The 20,441-nt window shown below is 28.5% G+C and carries 13 protein-coding genes, 2 tRNA genes and 3 pseudogenes; 11 read left to right on the top strand and 7 right to left on the bottom strand.

The genetic code is table 11. The features are described 5' to 3' along the window. Nucleotides 1-2 precede the first annotated feature (2 nt). From ACWUD1_RS03895 to ACWUD1_RS03880, 4 genes are read left to right on the top strand one after another with little or no spacing between them, the layout of a single operon-like run. Nucleotides 3-929 carry an ABC transporter ATP-binding protein gene (locus ACWUD1_RS03895; RefSeq protein WP_472756485.1) on the top strand — a complete coding sequence of 309 codons (927 nt, stop codon included), beginning with the start codon at nucleotides 3-5 and terminating at the stop codon, nucleotides 927-929. Continuing rightward, nucleotides 926-1,660: an ABC transporter permease gene (locus tag ACWUD1_RS03890; RefSeq protein ID WP_472756484.1), complete on the top strand. Its 735-nt coding sequence runs from the start codon at nucleotides 926-928 to the stop codon at nucleotides 1,658-1,660. The genes ACWUD1_RS03895 and ACWUD1_RS03890 overlap by 4 nt, the downstream gene beginning before the upstream one ends. A 7-nt stretch (nucleotides 1,661-1,667) precedes the next feature. Beyond that, nucleotides 1,668-3,170 carry a Gldg family protein gene (locus tag ACWUD1_RS03885; RefSeq protein WP_472756483.1) on the top strand — a complete coding sequence of 501 codons (1,503 nt, stop codon included), beginning with the start codon at nucleotides 1,668-1,670 and terminating at the stop codon, nucleotides 3,168-3,170. Between the two features lie 10 nt (nucleotides 3,171-3,180). Continuing rightward, complete coding sequence (locus ACWUD1_RS03880; protein ID WP_472756482.1) at nucleotides 3,181-4,191, top strand: DUF4340 domain-containing protein; 1,011 nt, start codon at nucleotides 3,181-3,183, stop codon at nucleotides 4,189-4,191. A 523-nt stretch (nucleotides 4,192-4,714) separates the two neighbouring features. Here ACWUD1_RS03880 and ACWUD1_RS03875 read toward each other — a convergent pair. Next, on the bottom strand, nucleotides 4,715-6,286 hold the full coding sequence (locus ACWUD1_RS03875; protein WP_472756481.1) for a hypothetical protein: 1,572 nt from the start codon (nucleotides 6,284-6,286) through the stop codon (nucleotides 4,715-4,717). A gap of 57 nt (nucleotides 6,287-6,343) precedes the next feature. On the opposite strand from ACWUD1_RS03875, the gene ACWUD1_RS03870 reads away from it, so the two are divergent. Genes ACWUD1_RS03870 through ACWUD1_RS03860 form a run of 3 tightly spaced genes read left to right on the top strand, consistent with a single transcriptional unit; the run spans nucleotide 6,344 to nucleotide 8,617 of the window. Beyond that, entirely contained in the window at nucleotides 6,344-6,796 is a 453-nt protein-coding gene (locus ACWUD1_RS03870) for a septum formation initiator family protein (RefSeq protein WP_472756480.1), read from the top strand. A 25-nt stretch (nucleotides 6,797-6,821) separates the two neighbouring features. After that, a complete protein-coding gene (locus ACWUD1_RS03865) occupies nucleotides 6,822-7,769 on the top strand; it encodes an ABC transporter permease subunit (protein WP_472756479.1) in 948 nt (315 codons plus the stop codon). Continuing rightward, on the top strand, nucleotides 7,769-8,617 hold the full coding sequence (locus ACWUD1_RS03860) for an ABC transporter permease subunit (protein WP_472756478.1): 849 nt from the start codon (nucleotides 7,769-7,771) through the stop codon (nucleotides 8,615-8,617). Before ACWUD1_RS03865 ends, ACWUD1_RS03860 begins: the two co-directional genes overlap by 1 nt. A gap of 10 nt (nucleotides 8,618-8,627) precedes the next feature. Here the strand turns inward: ACWUD1_RS03860 and ACWUD1_RS03855 are convergent, their stop codons facing one another. Further along, nucleotides 8,628-9,263 (bottom strand): endonuclease III domain-containing protein, encoded by a 636-nt coding sequence (locus tag ACWUD1_RS03855; RefSeq protein ID WP_472756477.1) that lies wholly within the window; start codon nucleotides 9,261-9,263, stop codon nucleotides 8,628-8,630. A gap of 83 nt (nucleotides 9,264-9,346) precedes the next feature. Here ACWUD1_RS03855 and ACWUD1_RS03850 point away from each other — a divergent pair. Continuing rightward, nucleotides 9,347-9,420: transfer RNA gene (locus ACWUD1_RS03850), tRNA-Arg, on the top strand. A 9-nt stretch (nucleotides 9,421-9,429) separates the two neighbouring features. Beyond that, a tRNA-Pro gene (locus ACWUD1_RS03845) sits at nucleotides 9,430-9,501 on the top strand. Nucleotides 9,502-9,629: 128 nt separating this feature from the next. On the opposite strand, the pseudogene ACWUD1_RS03840 reads toward ACWUD1_RS03845, so the two are convergent. The 3 genes and pseudogenes from ACWUD1_RS03840 to ACWUD1_RS03830 form a co-directional block, all read right to left on the bottom strand. Continuing rightward, nucleotides 9,630-11,743, bottom strand: a pseudogene (locus ACWUD1_RS03840) (P83/100 family protein). 125 nt (nucleotides 11,744-11,868) lie between these two features. Continuing rightward, entirely contained in the window at nucleotides 11,869-13,551 is a 1,683-nt protein-coding gene (locus ACWUD1_RS03835; protein WP_472756934.1) for an outer membrane protein assembly factor BamB family protein, read from the bottom strand. Nucleotides 13,552-13,597: 46 nt separating this feature from the next. After that, a complete protein-coding gene (locus tag ACWUD1_RS03830) occupies nucleotides 13,598-15,229 on the bottom strand; it encodes an ABC-F family ATP-binding cassette domain-containing protein (RefSeq protein ID WP_472756476.1) in 1,632 nt (543 codons plus the stop codon). Between the two features lie 142 nt (nucleotides 15,230-15,371). Here ACWUD1_RS03830 and groES point away from each other — a divergent pair, with 142 nt between their 5' ends. Both groES and mnmC2 read left to right on the top strand, forming a co-directional pair. Then, complete coding sequence (gene groES / locus ACWUD1_RS03825; protein WP_472756475.1) at nucleotides 15,372-15,644, top strand: co-chaperone GroES; 273 nt, start codon at nucleotides 15,372-15,374, stop codon at nucleotides 15,642-15,644. 216 nt (nucleotides 15,645-15,860) lie between these two features. Then, complete coding sequence (gene mnmC2, locus ACWUD1_RS03820; protein WP_472756474.1) at nucleotides 15,861-16,541, top strand: tRNA (5-methylaminomethyl-2-thiouridine)(34)-methyltransferase MnmC2; 681 nt, start codon at nucleotides 15,861-15,863, stop codon at nucleotides 16,539-16,541. A 173-nt stretch (nucleotides 16,542-16,714) separates the two neighbouring features. Here the strand turns inward: mnmC2 and valS are convergent. Both valS and ACWUD1_RS03810 read right to left on the bottom strand, forming a co-directional pair. After that, nucleotides 16,715-19,344: pseudogene (gene valS / locus ACWUD1_RS03815) on the bottom strand (valine--tRNA ligase). Beyond that, nucleotides 19,337-20,337, bottom strand: a pseudogene (locus tag ACWUD1_RS03810) (tRNA dihydrouridine synthase). The pseudogenes valS and ACWUD1_RS03810 overlap by 8 nt, the downstream one beginning before the upstream one ends. Between the last annotated feature and the right edge of the window lie 104 nt (nucleotides 20,338-20,441).

Here is a 20,441-nt window from a genome sequence, read left to right as displayed (position 1 = left end):
ATATGATAAATGTAAAAAATGTCACTAAAACATATGGGTTATTTACAGCTCTCTCTAATGTTAGCTTCAAGGTTAACGAAGGAGAAGTACTTGGAATACTCGGCCCAAATGGAGCAGGAAAATCAACCTTAATTAAAATCCTAACATCGTTCCACTATCCTAATCAGGGCAATGTAAAAATCTTTGAAAAAGACATTACAGAACATTCAAAAGAAATATTACAAAATGTAGGATATGTCCCCGAAAAACTAGCTCTTTATCCAGAACTATCGGTTAAGGAGTATTTAAATTTCATATCAGAAATTAAAAATGTTGAAAATCCAAAAAAAGAAATAGATAAGGCAATCGATATTTTTAAGCTTGAGAGTGTAAAAAATAAGTTAATATCTACCCTATCAAAAGGATTTAAGCAAAGAGTAGGAATAGCTGGTGCTTTAATTAACAACCCCAAACTTGTAATACTTGATGAACCTACAAATGGACTTGATCCAAATCAAATTATAGAATTTAAAGAATTTTTAAAAGAATTTGCAAAAAGTAGTACAATACTCTTTTCTTCTCATATTTTAAGCGAAGTTGAATCAATTTGTAAGAGAATAATTATTATTAATAGTGGGGAAATTATTGCTGACGATACAAAGGAAAATATAGTTAAAAATAGGCTTAAAGAAACTGAATTAGATCTCATCATTTATAAAGATTCTGAAATTATAAAGACACATTTTAATAAAAATGATATATTTACCTCAATTAAAATAGAAGAATATGAAAAAGAAATAAACGTTTCATTAAAACTTGCACCTGACAAGACCGAAAAAGAGCTTTTTAATTATATTGTAAGCAAAGGAATGGTATTAAAAGCAATGATGCCAAAACATGAAAGTTTAGAGAAGATATTTAGCAAACTCACAAAGGGGGGAAAGAAATGAAAATAAATTTAAAACAATCTTTAATTTTGTCAAAAAAAGAACTAAAAGTCTTATTTGGCACACTAACTGCATATGTTGTAATGTTATTTTTTCTAATATTTGTAAATTTTTCTTTTATTTTTCTATCGGGATTCTTTATGAAAGATAATGCATCATTAATGTCCTACTTCTCATCAATGCCTATCATTTTAATGTTAGTACTACCAGCTCTTAGTATGGGGGTATTTTCAGAAGAACATAAAACAGGAAGCATCGAATTACTTTATGCCTTACCGATAAGTCCAGAAGAGATAGTACTTGGAAAATTCATTACACTTAAAATATTTACACTAATACTTTTTATTCTTACACTACCACTAACAATAATGACAATTTTCATGGGTGAATTTGATCTTGGCATAATATTTCTTCAATATTTAGGAATAATACTTTATGCTTACTCGGTACTTAGCATGGGAGTATTTATATCATCTATTACTAAAAGTCAAATAGTATCCTATATATTAAGTGTATTCATTTTAATCATAATAGTATTTTCCGGAAAGTTAGTGATGATATTTGGAAAAGATAATATATTTGGGCATATACTTAAGTATATATCAATTACCAATCACTTTAGTTACTTCAATATGGGAATATTAAACTTAGCAGATCTTATCTATTTTATTACATTTTCAGTCACATTTTTGATGTTAAGTTCATATAGCATAAGATTAAAAAAATGGAGATAATAATTTTATGAAAAATAAAAATAAAGAGATTTTAAATGTAACGTTAAATCTTATAATAATTTTTCTAATCTTTTGTAACATATCTATTTTAGTTTTCAAAATAGATTTTACTAAAAACAAAGCTTTTACGATTTCTCAAGTCACAAAAGATTTATTTGTAAATGCAAATGAAAAAATATATATTACTTACTATAGCTCCTCAAGTCTTGACAATTATTTTGCATTTCCAGAACAAATAAAAAACTTCCTAACAAGTTTTTCCGATTCTTCAAGCGGAAAAGTAATTTATAAGGAAGTAGATGCTGATAAACTGACTACCCCTTTAGAACAAATTGGAATTCCATCTCAACAAATCGATTTGAGAGAAATCAATCAGCTTTCAATACTCAAAATATATTCAGGAATTGAAATAATGTATGAAGGCAAACGTGAAGTACTGCCAATAGTAACAGAAATTAGTAACTTAGAATACGATCTTGCAAGCAGTTTAGATAAATTAATAAATGATACAAAAAAAGTATTAGGTCTTGTATTTGGAGATGAAAAATTAAAAACAATACACAAAAACTTTACAGAAATAATGCAAAAAGCTTTTAAAACTGAAGTTAAAGCAATAAACTTAAACAATGATCAACTAAACGATATAAATGGACTGTTTATCATTGGCTCTAAAGAAATAAATGAAGCTCACTTAAAAAAAATTGATGAATTCATTGTTGACAATGGAAAAATACTACTTGCCACAAGCAAAATTGATTATAATCCCCAAAATCCATATACAACAACCTCAATTAAATCTGAACTATTCAATCTAATTGAAAGCTATGGAATTAAATATAACGATAACATTATACTTGACAAAAAAGCACCTACTCTTTTTTTAGGGGGTAATTTTCAAACCTACTATCCATGGATTTTGATTGATAAAAGCAATATCATGGATTCTAATAATCCGCTACTTAAAAATTTCTATGATGCCATACTTCCCTGGAGCAACTCACTCAGTCTTACAGAAAATAAAGATAATGATAACGTCAAATATCTACCCTTATTTGCAAGCTCTAAAGAATCTTGGCAAGTAAATGATGAAGAAGTTTCAAGCATAGCAATGCATTCATTCAATGTTCCAAAAACCTTTGACAAAGAAGATAAGCAAAAAATTCTTGGGATTTTAGTTGAAGGAAACATTAAAAGTTTATACAAAGATAAAAGATCTGAAAATTCAAAAATTATTCTATTAGGCTCAAGCATGATATTTAGTGATTATATGTATAACAGTTCTCCTTCAAACTTTGAACTCGCAGGAAGAATATCAGATTACTTAATGCAAAAAGATGCTTTTTTCGGTATTAAATCAAGAGAAATACGTTCAAAACTAAACTTTATAAATTCATCAAAAGAAATGTTAAATGCAAAATTTTCATTAATAATCATGAATCTAATCATATTGCCTATAGCAATAATAATATTTGGACTTATAAGATTTACCAAAAAAAGAAGAATCAACTAAAGGAGAGTGTATGAACAATAAAATAGCGTTATTCAAAATGAAAGAAAATATAAAAATAATAATAATTATAATCTTAATATCTACATTTGTGCTAGGAATAACATTTTCTAATCAAAACAAAGTTGCAAGACTTTTAGAAGAAAAATTTTTTACAATAGATTTCAATCAAACTGCAAAGATTGAGACAGAACTTGATGGGATAATTATAAAATCAGGCAAGGATTGGGAACTCCAATATAATGATATAAAACTTCCAATTGACGCGAAAAGAGTCGATTCCATGATTCAAGATTTAAAACAATTGGAAAAAAATAAGCTTGTAAGTAGAGACCCAAATAAACACAAAAACTTAGGAATAAAGGAAAAAGCAGATTTTAAATTCTTTGACGATAAAAATAACTTATTAACAGAAATATTTATTGGAAATCCAGGAGAAGGGGACTCAAAATTATCTTACATAAAGGGCAGTGATAACAACGTATATCTAACAAATAATATTTTCCTATCATATAAAGGTAACTCTTACAATACATTCTCAAATACTAAACTTTTTGAAGATAAAGATACAAAAATAGAACATTTATCTTTAAAAGTACTCAATAAATCAAAAAAAGATGAAGAAGAGGCAATACAAAATAATTACAATGTGTCTACTAAAGATGGTCTTTATTTTTTTAATGGGGAAGTATTACACAAGGAAAAATTATTACAAATGATACAAGAATTTACAACAGATGGACTTGAAATAGATCAAACTAAAATCAACGATTATAACCTCCAATATAATATTGAAATACAATGGAATAATAAAAGTATTAATCATATTGATGTTTATCTCAATAAAGATGAAAAAAACAGGGATATTTTAATAAAAAGAGATCATGATATGTATTATTACACCACTACTAAATGGGCTTTTTTCAATGTATTCAATTTAGAAAAAAAAATAACAACAAAAGATAATGATTCTAAGGACGATCATCTGAAAGAGACAACAATGAATCATGATCACCATCATTAATATCTCTATGTAAGCGGTACAAAACAAAAATAGAAAAACAAAAATAAATAAGAGACATCAAAAAAAGATAAGAATATAAAATATAAAGTATCCTGTTCTGGGGCAGGATATTATAATATATAACTAAACTAATAAAGTTATCATCCAATTCAAAATTAAATTTAATTTCCTTTATAAAAATACTATGAGTCAAAGAAGATGGCTCTAGTTTATCAGTCAATTTATAAATCGAACTATCCTTTGTATTATGAATTAATATTCCATTAACTGATGATAGCAAATAATAAGAATTAACCAAATCATTATCAAATAAAGTCTTATCAAAATAATTTTCTAAATCTAAATCTCTAAAAAAATTTATATTATTATATGACTTTATATCATTTATTAAATCATTAAAATCACAATCAATTTGATTTAAAAATTTATTGATAAAATAAAAAAAAGTTAGAAATAATAATAAAACTGCAGCAATAAAAAATAAAAAATAATATCTAATTAAATAGATAGCCCTACTCTCTTATTAGTAAACGCTTAATTTTCTGCAAATCTCATATTCTTTTTTAATTTTAAAGCTATTAGCTTTAGGACTAGAATCAAGATCTATTTCTAACTTACTAATAAATCTTATCAACGCGGTTCTCTCGCCATCACTCAACTTAATTTTACTTAAATACTCATTATCATTAAACTTACTTACTATATTCTCAACTTCAACAAAACTAAAATCGGAATCATCACTGTTAATAGCTTGTTCCTTTAGAGGATCTAATTCTAAATCTTCACTTTGATCTAATTTTTCTTCTAAATCACCTACTTCATCATCATAAAGATTTTCTTCTTCAAAATCTTTAATACAATTTTGCAAATCAACACATTTCAAATCTGCTCTTAAAACATCTTCAAAGTTATCAAGCCTTTTTGAACCAGAAAAGCTCTTATCAATTTTCTGTTCTTGTTCCAAATTAACATTTAAGTCATCATTCCTAGAAATAGTAATATCAGTAATATTATTTAAATTACTTAATTCTTCAATCTTTTTATCATCTAAAGTCTTCAAAATCTCTAAATTCCCGTTTGAATACTCAATTTTATCTACTTCATTATTGAAAGCATCTTGAGTGCTTAAACTATCTTGCTTATAAGACGCAATATTTTCTTCCTGTACGCTTCCTACATCAGATAGCCCCCCCTCATTAAGAACAGAATTATCTAAAAACGAATCAATGTCCATATCCGCATCAAAATCAATAGAATTACTGTCAACTATAGATTCTTTTAAAACTTGTTCAGGTTCACCTAAATTTGTCATTGAATCTTGAATATCAATATCATCATTAACAACACTGGTTATACCAGAAGAAGACTTATCCAATGCATCATTCTGAGATGTAACCGTAGAAATATTATCGCCTAAAGACTCATCTTCCCTCTTAGGAATCGAATCAATAATATTATGTGTACTAATTCCTGTTTCTGCTGATAAATTATGCTCGGCATTCAAGTTATCAAAATCATTTCTAGAAATTGATTCAAGAGAAACATCTATATCAGAGTCACTCTCCAAACCATTATTATTAATAAAACTTTTTTTATTATCCTTTGAAATTTCATTAAGTCCTTCAAGCAAAGCATCCAACTCTTCTTGATCAAGTGAAATATTCGGCAAATTATTGTCTTTTCTTACCAATTCACCAAAGTCATCAACCTTAATATCAGTGTCATTTTTAGAATCCATAAAGTTTGCTGGCTTTAAAGAATTAGCAAGTTTTTCAACAGAATGCATATTACATCCCAATATTTCGTCTTCAACTCTTAAAATCCGCTCTTCGACCTTTCTCAAATAATCAACCAACTCACAATGTCTTTGCCTTAAAGAAGCATCAAGTATTAACAATTTTTCATCCAAAAGATCTTTAATCTCTCCAGAACGTAAGGAAATAGTTTTGTCATTAACTGAGTGCTCTAAAAACACACTATTTACATCGAAATCAACTTCTTTAGGTTCTTCCTTAATAAAAAAAGAATTTTTATGATTTGTCATATCAAAATTTTTCTCCAAATCTATTTCAAAACAAAGGTTATAAGCACCCATAGTCAACGACTACACACTTGTAAATATAATATATTAAAGATATAATTACAAGGCGGTATGTTTTTAGTAAAAAAAATTACGTTATCTATTTACATAGGTGTGATCTGCCATTTCATAATTACTCCAATCTTTGGAGAAACAGGAATCATCAACTATAAAAACTTAAATAACAACTTAATTTTAATGAAAAATTATATTGAAAATCTAAAAGACATACAAAAAACTTTAAAAAAAAAGTATATTAATTTACAAACATCTAAACCAGAAATTTTAAGAGAAGCAAGTAAATTAGGATATTATCCTAAAAATTCTATCGTCATTAAAATTCTTGATGACGATGAACACTACCATCAAGGTGATGTTTTAATCATAAAACACACCTGGGGTAATAAAAATATAGAGCAAAATTTTTACTTAATATCAATAGTAATTTCACTGATCTCTTATTTTTTACTAAGTTATTTTGATCAAATAAAAATTCTTCATAAAAGGAGATTAAATCACAGTTAAATATATTCTAAAGAATATATTATATATGTTGCTTAATGCTGTTATATCAACATTTTTTTGCATATCACTGATCGATATGTTTGCAAATGATAATGTAAATATTCCTTTTATAAAAAAAAATATATTTAAAGATTATTTGGAATATGTTGGCATAATCAAGAGTATTGAAAGTTACAAACTAATGTACGATTTTGACCCTAAGACACCTTTAAGCAAAAATCATTTTGCAAAACAAATTTCAAGCAACCTGTACATAGTCTACAAAACAAAATATAAAGGCTTAATATGGGGAACTCCTAATAATTCACCTCTTACACAAGATAAATCATCAATTAGTATAATCTTTAGCAAGATGAAAAATACACTTAAAATATCAATTCCAGGTATTATAATATCCTATACAATGGCTATTCTTTGCATTATAACCTGGTCCTTATTTATACATAATAACATCTTAAACAATATTCTAGAATATATAATGTTATTCTTACATTCAATGCCAAGAAATTTAATTGCAACATTAATATTTGCTTTACTCTTTTATCTAAAAATAAACCCACAAAACCTAATACTAGGTGGATTTGCATGGTTTTTGCAACCCTTAATCTTTAATGCTGTTGTTTTTAAACAATCCCTAGACAAAAATTTATCTGAACTATACATCATAACTGCAAAATCAAGGGGAATAAAAGCTTTTCAAATAATCACACGCCATGCATTAATTCCTTCTTTAGTACCATTAATTACCCATCTTAGAACTACTCTTGCAACAGCTTTCTTTGGCTCAGCATTTATTGAAAAAATGTTTGGAATTGATGGAATTGGAGCTCTCACAATTAATGCAATTAAAACCAATGACTATCTTCTTTACAAAGATCTAGTATTTATTGGTGTCTTTATCATGCTCATATCAAATCTAATAACAGACATCTTAATACATAACATTAATCCTTATAAGGAAATATTAGAATAATGAATAAACTCAAAAAATTATATACCATACTATTAGGTTTTTTTATTTTATTTTTAATAATAATCCCTGAATTAATTAATGAAAATTCCAAGTTTGCAATATACAAAAAAGATCCAAATAAAACATATATTCAAACAATAAACAAACTACCTCAAACACCAACAACCACAAATCCTCTAGGGACGGATAAAATGGGTAGAGACATACTAGCAAGATTAATAATTGCTACTAGGAATTCTATTTTACTTGCTTTGAATTATGAAACAATTTCTGCAATAATTGGAATATTCATAGGAATAGCACTAGGAAGCTTAAAATCTAAAACTTGCTTGATAATCTCAAAACCGATAGAAGCACTACAAACAATCCCATTTACCTATATATTAATGCTAATTTACCACTACTTTGCCAAACAAAAAAGTTATAATATTTTAGAAGTCGCCTGCACCTTAGCCTTAATACATGGGTGGATCAAATTTTCATTCATAACAAGAAATAACACACTACTCATTAAAAATCTTGACTATGTTAAAGCAAGCAAAACTATGGGTGCAAATCAATTTAGAATAATCATACATCATATATTCCCAGAAGTTTTTTCATCAATCTCATCAATAATTCCCCTACAAATCTCTAAAAGTCTTACTACTTTTGAAATAATCAATTTCTTACAACAAGCAGATCAAAATTCCTATCCAAGCCTCGGGGAACTTTTAAAATACATAGAAATGGGAAAAGAATACTTATGGATATGGATAAATCCCCTGATTATACTATTCATCATTAACATCATACTAGCATCAATAAATTTAAAACTTAAAAAATATATGAAACCTTTAATTTCATGATTAAATCACATCAAATGAGTCTTGGCGCAAATTTTTCTAGAAAACAATTCTTACAAGTCTTACTGCGAGAAGTGCAGATGTCTCTTCCATGTCTATTAATGGCCATAGAAAATCTATATTGTTTGAAATCAGGTATTTTATTCTTTAAATCTAGTTCAATTTTTAAAGGAGTACTCTCGCAGGTAATTCCATGTCTCATAACGACCCTACTAAAATGCGTATCTACAATTATAGCCGGCTTATTATAAATAACCCCAAGAATAACATTAGCTGTCTTCCTACCCACTCCCGGCAAAGACACTAAATCAAAAATATTGTTTGGAATAATACCTTTAAACCTTTCCAAGATCATTCGTGAACAGTTTATAATATTTCTAGATTTGTTTGAATAAAATCCTAACTTATAAATCAACTTCTCAACATCTATTAAGTCAGCATTAGCTAAACTTTCAAAATCTTCATATATTTTAAAAAATTCAGGTGCAATTTGATTGACCATATTATCAGTTGTCCTTGCACTCAAAATCACCATTATCAAAAGCTCATAATTATTGCTAAAATTCAAAAAAGGTTTAACATCTGGATATCTCAATAAAGTTTCATCCACAATTAAATCAATATTAAGCATAAAATAATTATAAAGCATCTCGCATTCTAACGAAATATAAGCAATATTCTTTTTATTGACAAGGTTTTTTCAACATGCTATACTCAATTTTAGGCTCAAAAGCGCTAATAGCTCAATTGGATAGAGCAACAGACTTCTAATCTGTAGGTTTTAGGTTCGAGTCCTAATTGGCGCGTAATTTTTTCGGGACATGGCCTAGTGGTAAGGTACCTGCTTTGGGAGCAGGGGATTGTGAGTTCGAATCTCACTGTCCCGATTGTTTCTATATAAGAAGGAAGTTAACAAAAAAGGAAGAATGAAGTTTCATTCTTCCTTTTTTCATTACCTAAAGATTATTCAATTTGTTTAATTTTTTTACCTTAAATTGTTGCTTTAAAAATCTCTTCAAGCTACTTTCTTTAAAGTACTTAAATCTAAAGCAACAATTTTTTTAGATGAATCTTGCAAATAAATTCGATTTTCCTTAACAGTAAAACTTGTAAATGGCAAAACTTCGCCTTCTGATAAAATAAATTTACTCAAATCCTGTGAAGCAAACTTGGCCAATTTCCAAACATTATTATCCTTAACAACCACTAAAATCATTTCTTCATTAACAAATAAAGAAGAATCCCTATTCAACTCAAACTCTGCTTCAGATTTAACTTGCAAATTTTCTACCTTACTAAGTAACTGAAGCTTGGCAACGCCTGAACAAAGTTTTATAGCCACAAAATCGTCTTTCCTTTCATATACTCCGTATCTTCTAATTCCATATTGAGAAGTCTCTCTTAATTTCTCTTCATCTGAATCAATTAACCTAAGAACACCCAAGTTTGTATTAGGATTGATAATTTCTAAAAATACAGGTTTACGAGTTCTCACTCTCAAGAGATAACCTACTTATATCTTCCTTACCTATGTCTGCAAGTTGACCTGACTGTGGTTGCCCTTTAGACATTGATGGTTTATCCGGAAAACGCTTAGAAATTTGCTTATTTGAAACGCTAGGGGAAGTATTTTTAGGATCAGTAGCTTTTTTAAGTTGTTTTTTTAACTCTTTAACTGCTTTTATTTTTTTATCTACTTTTGGTGAATCTACTTTCTTACCAGATTTAATAAATTCTTATCCTTCCTTCCTCTACTCATATTTCCTTTGGACTCATTTTTAGCTGCAATATCTCTTTTATTATCTATTTTATTTTGTATGTTTTTATTTTGTATGTTTTTATTTTGTATGTTTTTATTTTGTATGTTATTCGGTATTTTTCGTAAATTATCTAATTTTTCTTGTGCTTTTCCCACTCCCTCCTCTTCTTTGTTTTTGGGAATGTCACTTAAGGTGTTTATTTTAGTCGCCTTATCATCAACTTGCCTTTTTATATTTTCCTGATCATCAGCAACATCGATTTCTCATGTTGCTCTTCTAAATCTTCGATAGTTTCAGATAATTGCAATTTTTTATCTACTTTTGGCGAACTCACTTCTCCGGGTTTGAGCAAATTCTTATCCTTGTTTTCCTTGTCAATACTTTTTTGTATCTTGTCCCTAACCACATCCCTCTGCTTATCTAGTTTCTTCTGTGAATCGTCTAATTTCTCTTGTGCTTTTTTAATCCCCTCTGATTTATCTTTTAAATTAGTCTTCTCGATCATCTTATCGTCAATACGTTTTCTTATATCTTCCTTATCAGTAGTATCAGTGGCCTTCTCAAGTTGCTCTCTTAAATTATCAATGGTTTCTGTTAATTCATCATCAATGTTTTTTAAAGTAGCAGATTCAATATCAATTTTTTCCTGATCAACATCTCGCATCTCATCCTGAACATCTGTTAAATCCCTTGCAAAATCCGTACCAGCAACTGATTCATTTTCACTTAAAAGAGATGCTACCACTTTTTCTGTAACTATTCTATCAAGATCAACATCTGAATCAATATCTCCTGATAAAATATTTTTCTTAATAGGAATGAAAATATGCGTCTTACCTGCCCATTGACTATAAACTCTCGAAAGTCCTATATTATTCTGACTTAGGCCTTGAAGGGCAGTTGGAATATAAGCACCACCATAATAGTCCAAATCACCTCTATAGGTAGCATTATATATTGTAATGGCTTTAGCAAGTAATTCTGCACTCTCTTTACTATAATTATAACCTTCCATTAAATACCCCATGAGTATTCTTCTAAGATTTAAAATGCTATCAATAGAAGCTCTCTCACTAATAATGAAGACATCTGAACTACTTTTTTCATCCTCACTGTTAATGTACCTATTAATATGATACTTGTTATAATAGTTAGACATGTTATTAGTTAAGTTCTTAGCTAAAAATTCACCAATACCTACTATTTGTTGGTACGTATCCGTGGACTCATAAGGACCTCGATAATTCACAAATTCAAAATCCATATTAACAAAATCTTTCAATTTCTTTTTATCAACTTCTCTAGCATGAAAAGTAAAAATATTTAAAAAGATAAATAAAAAAACAAAAAATACCTGTATTCTTTTCATAATAAATTCTCCCCCTATTTAATTAATAAACTCTAACTACTAATCAAATCAGTATAAAATATCAACTCTAACACACTATAAGATGTATTCAATAAATAATAACACAAAATCATCAATAAAATGAATTAAAGCTCTACAATAATTTTGTCAACACACCGATTAATTTTTTCAGAAAAATTTTGCCTCTTTATAAATTTCAAAAGAGTTAAATATTTATCCCTATATTTTTTGAGATTTTCTTCCGTAGAATTTAGAATTATCTTACGTAAACTTATGAGAACAGCATAAGCTATCTCTAAATTACCCTGGTAATTCAATATTATATACCGAATATAATCATATACAAGCTCATCTTGCTCATGATAATATTCAAATTTAGAAATCATTTTAACTAACTGAATTACATTACTGATATTCTTTTCTTCGAGTGCTACATTGATAAAATTTTTAATTGAATCTGAATCATCAACATACATATAATACTTATAAAGTTGTCCTCTTTGCACGATCCTATCAACTTCACCTTTCGGAGCAAGCCAATTATCAATAACCTTTTTATATAAATCTAAATATTTTTTAGGGAAACTTCCATATTGAGCCAATAAAGAATCCAGAGTACTCAAAAAATTATTATAAGTCCGATTACTATATTTAGCATCTAGCATTTTATCAAGGGTGAAATAAATATCTTCATTCTCTACTAAAAACTTCTCTCTAAAGTCTATCCTATTTTGATGGTATCTATTACCTAATGCATGGTTCCAAACAGTCATATCAAGATTATCTTTATACCTATAATAATAGGCAGTTAGTATCCAATTAAATCCTCCAGTCGCAATGATGCCAACATTAGCAACAAGTCCCGAAATTTCTTTCATATCATACCTGTCAACCGGTTTGAAATACTTATCAAGAGATAAAACTCTATTTGATTCCATGACAACAAAAAGATTCTCATTATCATAAAGCAAAGCTTCCTTAAGTTTTAAGGATAAATCTTCAAAAAACATGAGATTAAAATTCCTACTTAAATTAAAACAAATCCCAACATTAGACACTGCAACATATTCTCCATCGAACTTTTCAAATAAAAAATTAATAGGATAATTTAAATTAATGGAATTTAATGTACTGCCAAAATCACTATCATAAACAATGACATCTCCAGATTCATATCCAACAATTATCTCGTTATTAGTACTCACCATTAATACATTAGGAAAAGACTCAAAATCCTTGCTCCATAATTTCTCTCCTTGGGGATTAAAAGCAAACATTCTATAATTTTCATTTGTGATATAAAAATTACCATTCTCAAGAACAACAGAAGAAGTTGCTGCTCTACCCTCTATACTAATTTCAAAAACTTTTTGACCCTCGCCAAGACTTAAAGCAATAATCCTCTCATTAGTTTGAGGAATTAAAATATAGCCATTTCCTATTGAAGGGGGCTTTACAGGAGAGGCTCCTAAATTATACTTCCATATAAGCTTTCCTCTTCTAATTTTTTGCACTTCGTTACGCACCGTAATAACATAGTATCCATTACCAAAGTCTTTTAAAAGAAAGGGGTACGGGGTTCGATTTAACCTATAAGAATACTTTTTATCTAAAGACATCGTATAAGTTATCAACCACCTATCCTTAGTTAACACCGTAATAGTATTACGTCTCTCATCAATAATAGGATTTCCTAAAATTTGCCCTGTTAAAGCTTTCTGAAAATAAAGATTAACATTTGCTGAAAGAAAAAAATGAGAACATAAAAATATAAAAATACAAACGTTTGTTTTAAAAACCACAAATATTCCAAATGGTTAAATACACAATTAAAAACACACAGTAAATGTATAATTAAAGCTTCAAACTAGCATGTCCTTCATAAAGACTATCCCTTAATTCCTTAACTTTAAGATCATCAATATACTCTGAAAAAGTCATAAAACGATCAATTATTCCATTAGGGGTAAATTCAATGATCCTATTCGCAATAGTATCAATAAATTGATGATCATGTGAAGTGAACAACACAACCCCCTTAAAATCCTTAAGACCCGCATTTAGAGATGTAATTGCTTCAAGATCTAAATGATTAGTAGGTTGATCTAACAATAATACATTAGCCCCACTAAGCATTATCTTTGAAAGCATGCACCTTACCTTTTCACCTCCTGAGAGAACACTCACTTTCTTTAAAGCCTCATCTTGACTAAAAAGCATTCGTCCCAAGAATCCTCTAATATAAGTTTCATCCTGCTCCTTTGAGTACTGCCTTAACCAATCTACCAAGCTCAAATTTACACTGAAATACTGTTCATTATCTCTCTTAAAATATGCAAAATTAACAGTAGTACCCCATTCATAATGACCCTTATAATCTCTATCTTCATTGGTAATCACATCAAAAAGAGAACTTGTCGATATTGGACTTCCTAAAAAGACAACCTTTTGCCCAGGTTCTATGACAATGCTAAACTTATTCAAAATATGTTGTCCTTCAAATTCTTTAGTCAAATTTTTAACTGTAATAACATTCTTCCCAAGGTCTCTTTCACTCTTAAAGTTAACATAAGGAAACTTTCTCGAAGATGGCTTTAAATCTTCAACTCTAATTTTATCAATTAATTTCTTTCTTGAAGTTGCTTGTCGGGATTTCGATGCATTACTAGAAAACCTCTGAATAAAAGTCTTAAGTTCTGCTATTTTCTCCTCAAATCTTTTCTTAGCATCTTTTAATTGTTTGTTCAAAATCTGACTAGTTTCATACCAAAAATCATAATTACCAAGATAAACTTGAATTTTTCCATAATCAATATCAACGATATGAGTACAAACTTGATTTAAAAAATGTCTATCATGAGATACAACAATAACTGTATTTTCAAAATTAATTAAAAATTCTTCTAGCCACTTAATAGACTGAATATCAAGATTATTAGTAGGCTCATCAAGAAGTAATATATCAGGATCTCCAAAAAGAGCCTGTGCCAAGAGTACTCTCACCTTTAAAGCTGCCTCAATATCTCCCATTAAACTAGAATGTACAGATTCATCTATGCCAAGCCCTTTAAGAAGTATTGCAGCATTAGAGTCAGCCTCATAACCCCCAAGTTCAGCAAATTCAGCCTCAAGTTCCCCAGCTCTAATTCCATCCTCATCACTAAAATCAGGCTTTTCATAAATTTCATCTTTTTCTCTTTGCACAGCATAAAGTTTCTTGTGTCCCATGATTACAGTATCAATAACCTTGAAATCATCATAAGCAAATTGATTCTGTTCAAGTACAGCCATTCTTTGATTTTTGGCAAACAATACCTCTCCCTTACTAGGTTCAATAGTCCCACCTAAAACCTTCAACAAGGTACTCTTCCCTGCGCCATTAGCACCAATAATTCCATAACAATTTCCAGAAGAAAACTTAATATTAACATCTTTAAATAAAATTCTCTCGCCAAACGCAACTTCTAAATTACTTACTGTTATCACACCTTTTTCCACCTAAACTTGATCTTTTATTAAAAGAATTATCTTTAAAATTGGATGAAGTTTCAAGTATTATCTAAATATATTGACTTAATACTCCAATTTTTCGTATATTTATATTATCAAATTAAGGAGATGTTTGAAAATGAAGAATATTAAACCTTTAGGTGATAGAGTTTTAATAAAAATAAAAAAAGCCGAAAGTAAAACAACTTCAGGATTATATATACCCGAAAATGCAAAAGAAAAAACAAATATCGGAACGGTCATGGCTATTGGCTCTAGTAAAGAAGAAATTACTGTTAAAATTGGAGACATAGTACTTTATGAAAAATATGCTGGAGCGGCTGTAAAAATTGAAGATGAGGAACACTTAATTTTAAAAGCCAAAGAAATAATAGCTATTATAGAAGAATGAAATAAAAGAGAAACTAAAGAATAAAATTAGTTTCTCTTAAAAAAACCAGGCAAAGACCTTTAGGGTTAGGGGTTTAAATCTTATTATCCTAGTCAAACAAAAATCAAAATTAATTGTGAGAATAATAATGTTTTTAAATACATTGGTTTTTTTTATTTATAAAATTTCTAATAAAAAAATATTTCATCACTTATCATTTATCCATTCATACAACGAATGGATAAGTTAATATTTAAAGATAAAACCATATATTCAAATAAATTTAAGGATATTTATTACGACCCACAATATGGACTTGAAGAAAGCATGTATGTTTTTATCAAAGGTTGTGACTTAGATAAAGAACTTATATATCTACAAAATGCAACAATCGCAGAATTGGGATTTGGTACTGGTCTTAATTTCATAGCCCTTTTAAAGTATATAAAAGAAAATAGCCTCATCAAAGCAAAAATTAACTACTATTCAATTGAAAAATTTCCACTAAAAAAACAACAAATAAAAAAAATATCACAATTTTTTAACTCAGAACGTAACTATTTCAATACATTGCTTAAAAAATATCCTAATAGACCAACAAAGAATATAAAATGTAAAATAACAAACAATATTAATTTAAAAATATTAATTGGGGAGGCTAAAGAAAAACTTAAAGAATTACCAAGCCACATAGATTACTGGTTTTTAGATGGTTTTAGTCCAAGTAAAAATCCAAAAATGTGGAATGAGGAAATATTTACTATAATTGCAAAAAAAAGCAAAATTGGAACAAAACTCTCAACATTTTCTGCCGCAAGAGTTGTAAAAGATGGATTAAAACGCAGCAACTTTAATTACTCTAAAGTAAAGGGCTTTAACAATAAAAGACATATGATAAAAGCACAAAAGGGAAAATAAACCTTCGCAAAAAGAACTCAAAGTTAAAAAACAAAAACGTGAATATCAAAAATAGTTCCAAACGATAAATAATAAATAAGAACTCATACAAAACTACCCATCTTAACTCAATACCACAAATAATAAACGTCAATACAATCTATGTGACATACCTTAATTTAAAGAGATTATAACTATTTCCTTAAATTATTAATATAATTGTTAATTTTTGAAATAAAAGAATTAAATTCTTCTAATTTTGATTTCTCAAAATCAATAACTGCACCGGGAGCATTTGCCAAAAAGTTTTGATTTTGAAGCTTTAAAAGAGTTGAATACTTGAATTTTTCATATTTTTCTAATTGTTTTTTAAGTCTTACAAGTTCTTTATTAGAATCTATTAAATGCTTAATATCTGCAAAACTCTCAAAGCCAACATTAGGAACACCTATCATATTAACATAATTCTGATTGTAAAAAATGCAATCAAAATTAATAAGCTTCTTGGCAATATGTTCATGCTTTTTAAAAAATTTTCCATATCTAAAAGTATCATCAAATTTTAAAGCAACATTAATCTTAATATTAGGAACTATACTAAATTCACTTCTAAGAGTTCTAATTGATATAATAAATTCTTTAAATAAATTAAACTGCTGAAATTCTTCCTTAAAATCTCTCTGATTTACAAACTCAGGATATTTTGTTAAAGCTAGCACATCTTTATAAGACATAAGCTTAGAATAAATCTCTTCAGTAATAAAGGGTATAAAAGGATGCATCATAATCAAAGATTCTTTTAAGAAAAAACTTAGCTTAGAAATAGTTATATTTTGAATATTAATATCATTACTACTCAAATTAATTTTACTAATTTCAATATACCAATCACAAAAATCATTCCAAAAGAACTCATATATTGCTTTAGTAGCCTCATTATACTTATAATTTTTAAAAGCATAATCTATAACAGATATAGTTGAATTTAAACTCATAAGTAACCATTTATCAATGTCATCAAATTCAAACTTATCCAGTACCGCCCTACCTTCTAAATTTGATAAAATAAATTTAGAAGCGTTAAATACTTTATTTGAAAATTTAGCCCCAAACATAAAATCTTTAATATCAATATTCAAATCCTGACCTTGCACAGATAAAAATGCAAGTGTAAAACGTAAAGCATCACTTCCATACTTGATCGATAATTTCAAGGGGATCTATGCCATTACCTAAAGATTTTGACATTTTTTTGCCATCTTTATCTCTTAAAAGTGGCGTTATATATATCTCTCTGAAAGGAACTTGACCTGTAAACTCAAGTCCTGCCATTACCATTCTGGCTACCCAAAAAAATATTATGTCATAAGCTGTAATCAAAGTAGTAGTGGGATAATAATTTTTAAAATCGAGAGTAATTTCGGGCCAACCAAGAGAAGAAAATGGCCATAACCAAGAAGAAAACCAAGTGTCAAGTACATCCGGATCTCTTCTAAAACTTCTGCCCTTATACTCCTCCTTGTCAAGCGAAGGATCAGATTCACTAACAATAATCTCTCCTGTATTAACATCATACCAAGCAGGAATCCTGTGCCCCCAAACAAGTTGTCTAGATATGCACCAATCTCTAATATTTAATAACCAATTTTTATATGTATTCTCCCACTTTTTAGGATAAAATTTAATATCACCATCTCTTAAAGCTTTTAAAGCAGCATCAGCCAATGGTTTCATTTTTACAAACCATTGATTTGATAAATAAGGTTCAATGACCTCCCCAGATCTATGACAGTGTCCAACCTGATGTTTATGACTCTTAATATCTATTAAAAATCCTTTATTCTTTAAATCTCTCTCTATTTTGCTTCTTGCATCACTAACACTCAAGCCTTGGTACTCAATTGGAACATTTTCATTAAGTTTTGCATCTTTAGTTAAAATATTTATCCTAGCAAGAATCATGTCTTTTTGCAATTTCAAAATCATTAGGATCATGAGCAGGTGTTATCTTTAAAGCACCACTACCAAACTCCATATCAACATAACTATCTGCTATTATCTTAACCTTTTTATTTGTAATAGGAACTGTAATATCTCTACCAATTAAAGATTTATACCTATCATCATCAGGATTAACAGCTACAGCCACATCTCCAAACATTGTTTCAGGTCTGGTAGTTGCAACTTCAATAAAAGTATCATCATCTAATAAATATTTAATAAAATAAATCTTTCCCACAACCTCTTTATATTCAACTTCTTCATCACTAACAACACTTCCAAATCCAGGATCAAGATTTACAAGGTATTCTCCCTTATAAATCAATCCCTTATTGTATAAGTCAATAAAAACCTTGTTAACAGCCCGATAAGGACCTGCATCAAGGGTAAATATCTCTCTTGAGTGATCATAAGATGCTCCAAGTTTTTTTATCTGATTAACAATTATCTCTCTATGTTTATCCTTCAATTTATAAATTTCTTCAATGAATTCTTCACGACTAAAATCATCTTTCTCCTTTCCAAGCTCTTTAAGCTGCTTTTCAAAAACCGACTGAGTAGCAATACCAGCATAATCTGTGCCAAAAAGCCAAAGGGTACTAATCCCCCGCATTCTCTTATAACGAACTAGAATATCTTGTAAAGTAAAATTAAGAGCATGCCCCATATGAAGAATGCCGGTAACATTTGGAGGAGGAGCAACCATACTAAATCTTAATTTAAAATCTCTGTTAGGACTAAACACATCATTATCTAACCATTTTTTATAAATTCTATCTTCAAAAAGCCTAGGGTTATAATTTTTTGAAAGTTCATCACTCATTACTTAAAGAATCTCCTATAATATCTACTTGTTCTAAATTTTCAAAAAGCTCATCATAATTCTTTGAATTCATAATATTGTGAAAATATTCACTACATCTTTCATTCTCATTAAAATAAATTTTGAAGTACTTCTTAAGTTTATTAAAATCTTTAGTAAGACTCCAAGTAGAATAAAAATCCATTATATGCAATTTTAATATATTTAATCTCAAATTCAAATTACTACTCAAAAAGTTAGGTACATCTTGCCTAAATAAGTTTAAATTATTAAAAATACCACGTCCAAACATTACCCCATCAATAAAATGTTCTCTTACAATTTGATGGGCTTGCTCTAGACTTAAAATATCTCCATTTCCAATAATTAATGTAGAAGGATTGATTTGTTCTTTAAGTTTAACAAGCTTATCAAAGACAGCAATATCGATAGGCCCTTCACTCTGATTAATAGCAAGTCTGGGATGCACAGTCAACATATCAATACCTAGTTCAAGTAAAAATCCTAACCAATCTTCAATCTCAGGATAAAAAAATCCATGTCTTGTCTTCACGCTAAGCGACAATCCAAATTTAACACATGCTTCTTTACTTGCAATAATGATTTCACGAGCCAAAGATTTATTATTAATTAAAGCAGCACATGTACCTTTTTTAACTATCTTTTTTTAGGACATCCCATATTAAGATCAATACCCCAAAATCCAAAATTACTTAAAATTTCTATTGCTTTAAAAAATTCATTGGGTTCATTTCCCCAAATTTGAGCAATCAATGGTCTACTCAGTTCATCATTTTTTGTTAAAATATGTTGCATTGACTGTTTTGACTTATTTAGAAGTCCCCTTACAGAGATAAACTCAGTAAAATAAATATCAGGAACATCTTTCCCATTCCCTATCCAATGAATCAAATTCCTAAAAACAGTATCTGTAACATCTTCCATAGGAGCCAAAATCATAATTGGACGCTTAATATTACTTAAAAAATTCATAAAATAAATATATAATAAGATAATACTATATGACAAAGAAATGTATAAAATTGAATCTTCAAAAAAGAATTCTAAAACTTAAATTTGAAATGAAAAGCCTGTTA

This window comes from Borrelia tillae (genome assembly GCF_055693965.1).
The sequence above is the reverse complement of the archived record's forward strand: the minus strand, read 5'-3'. Positions and strand labels throughout refer to the sequence as shown.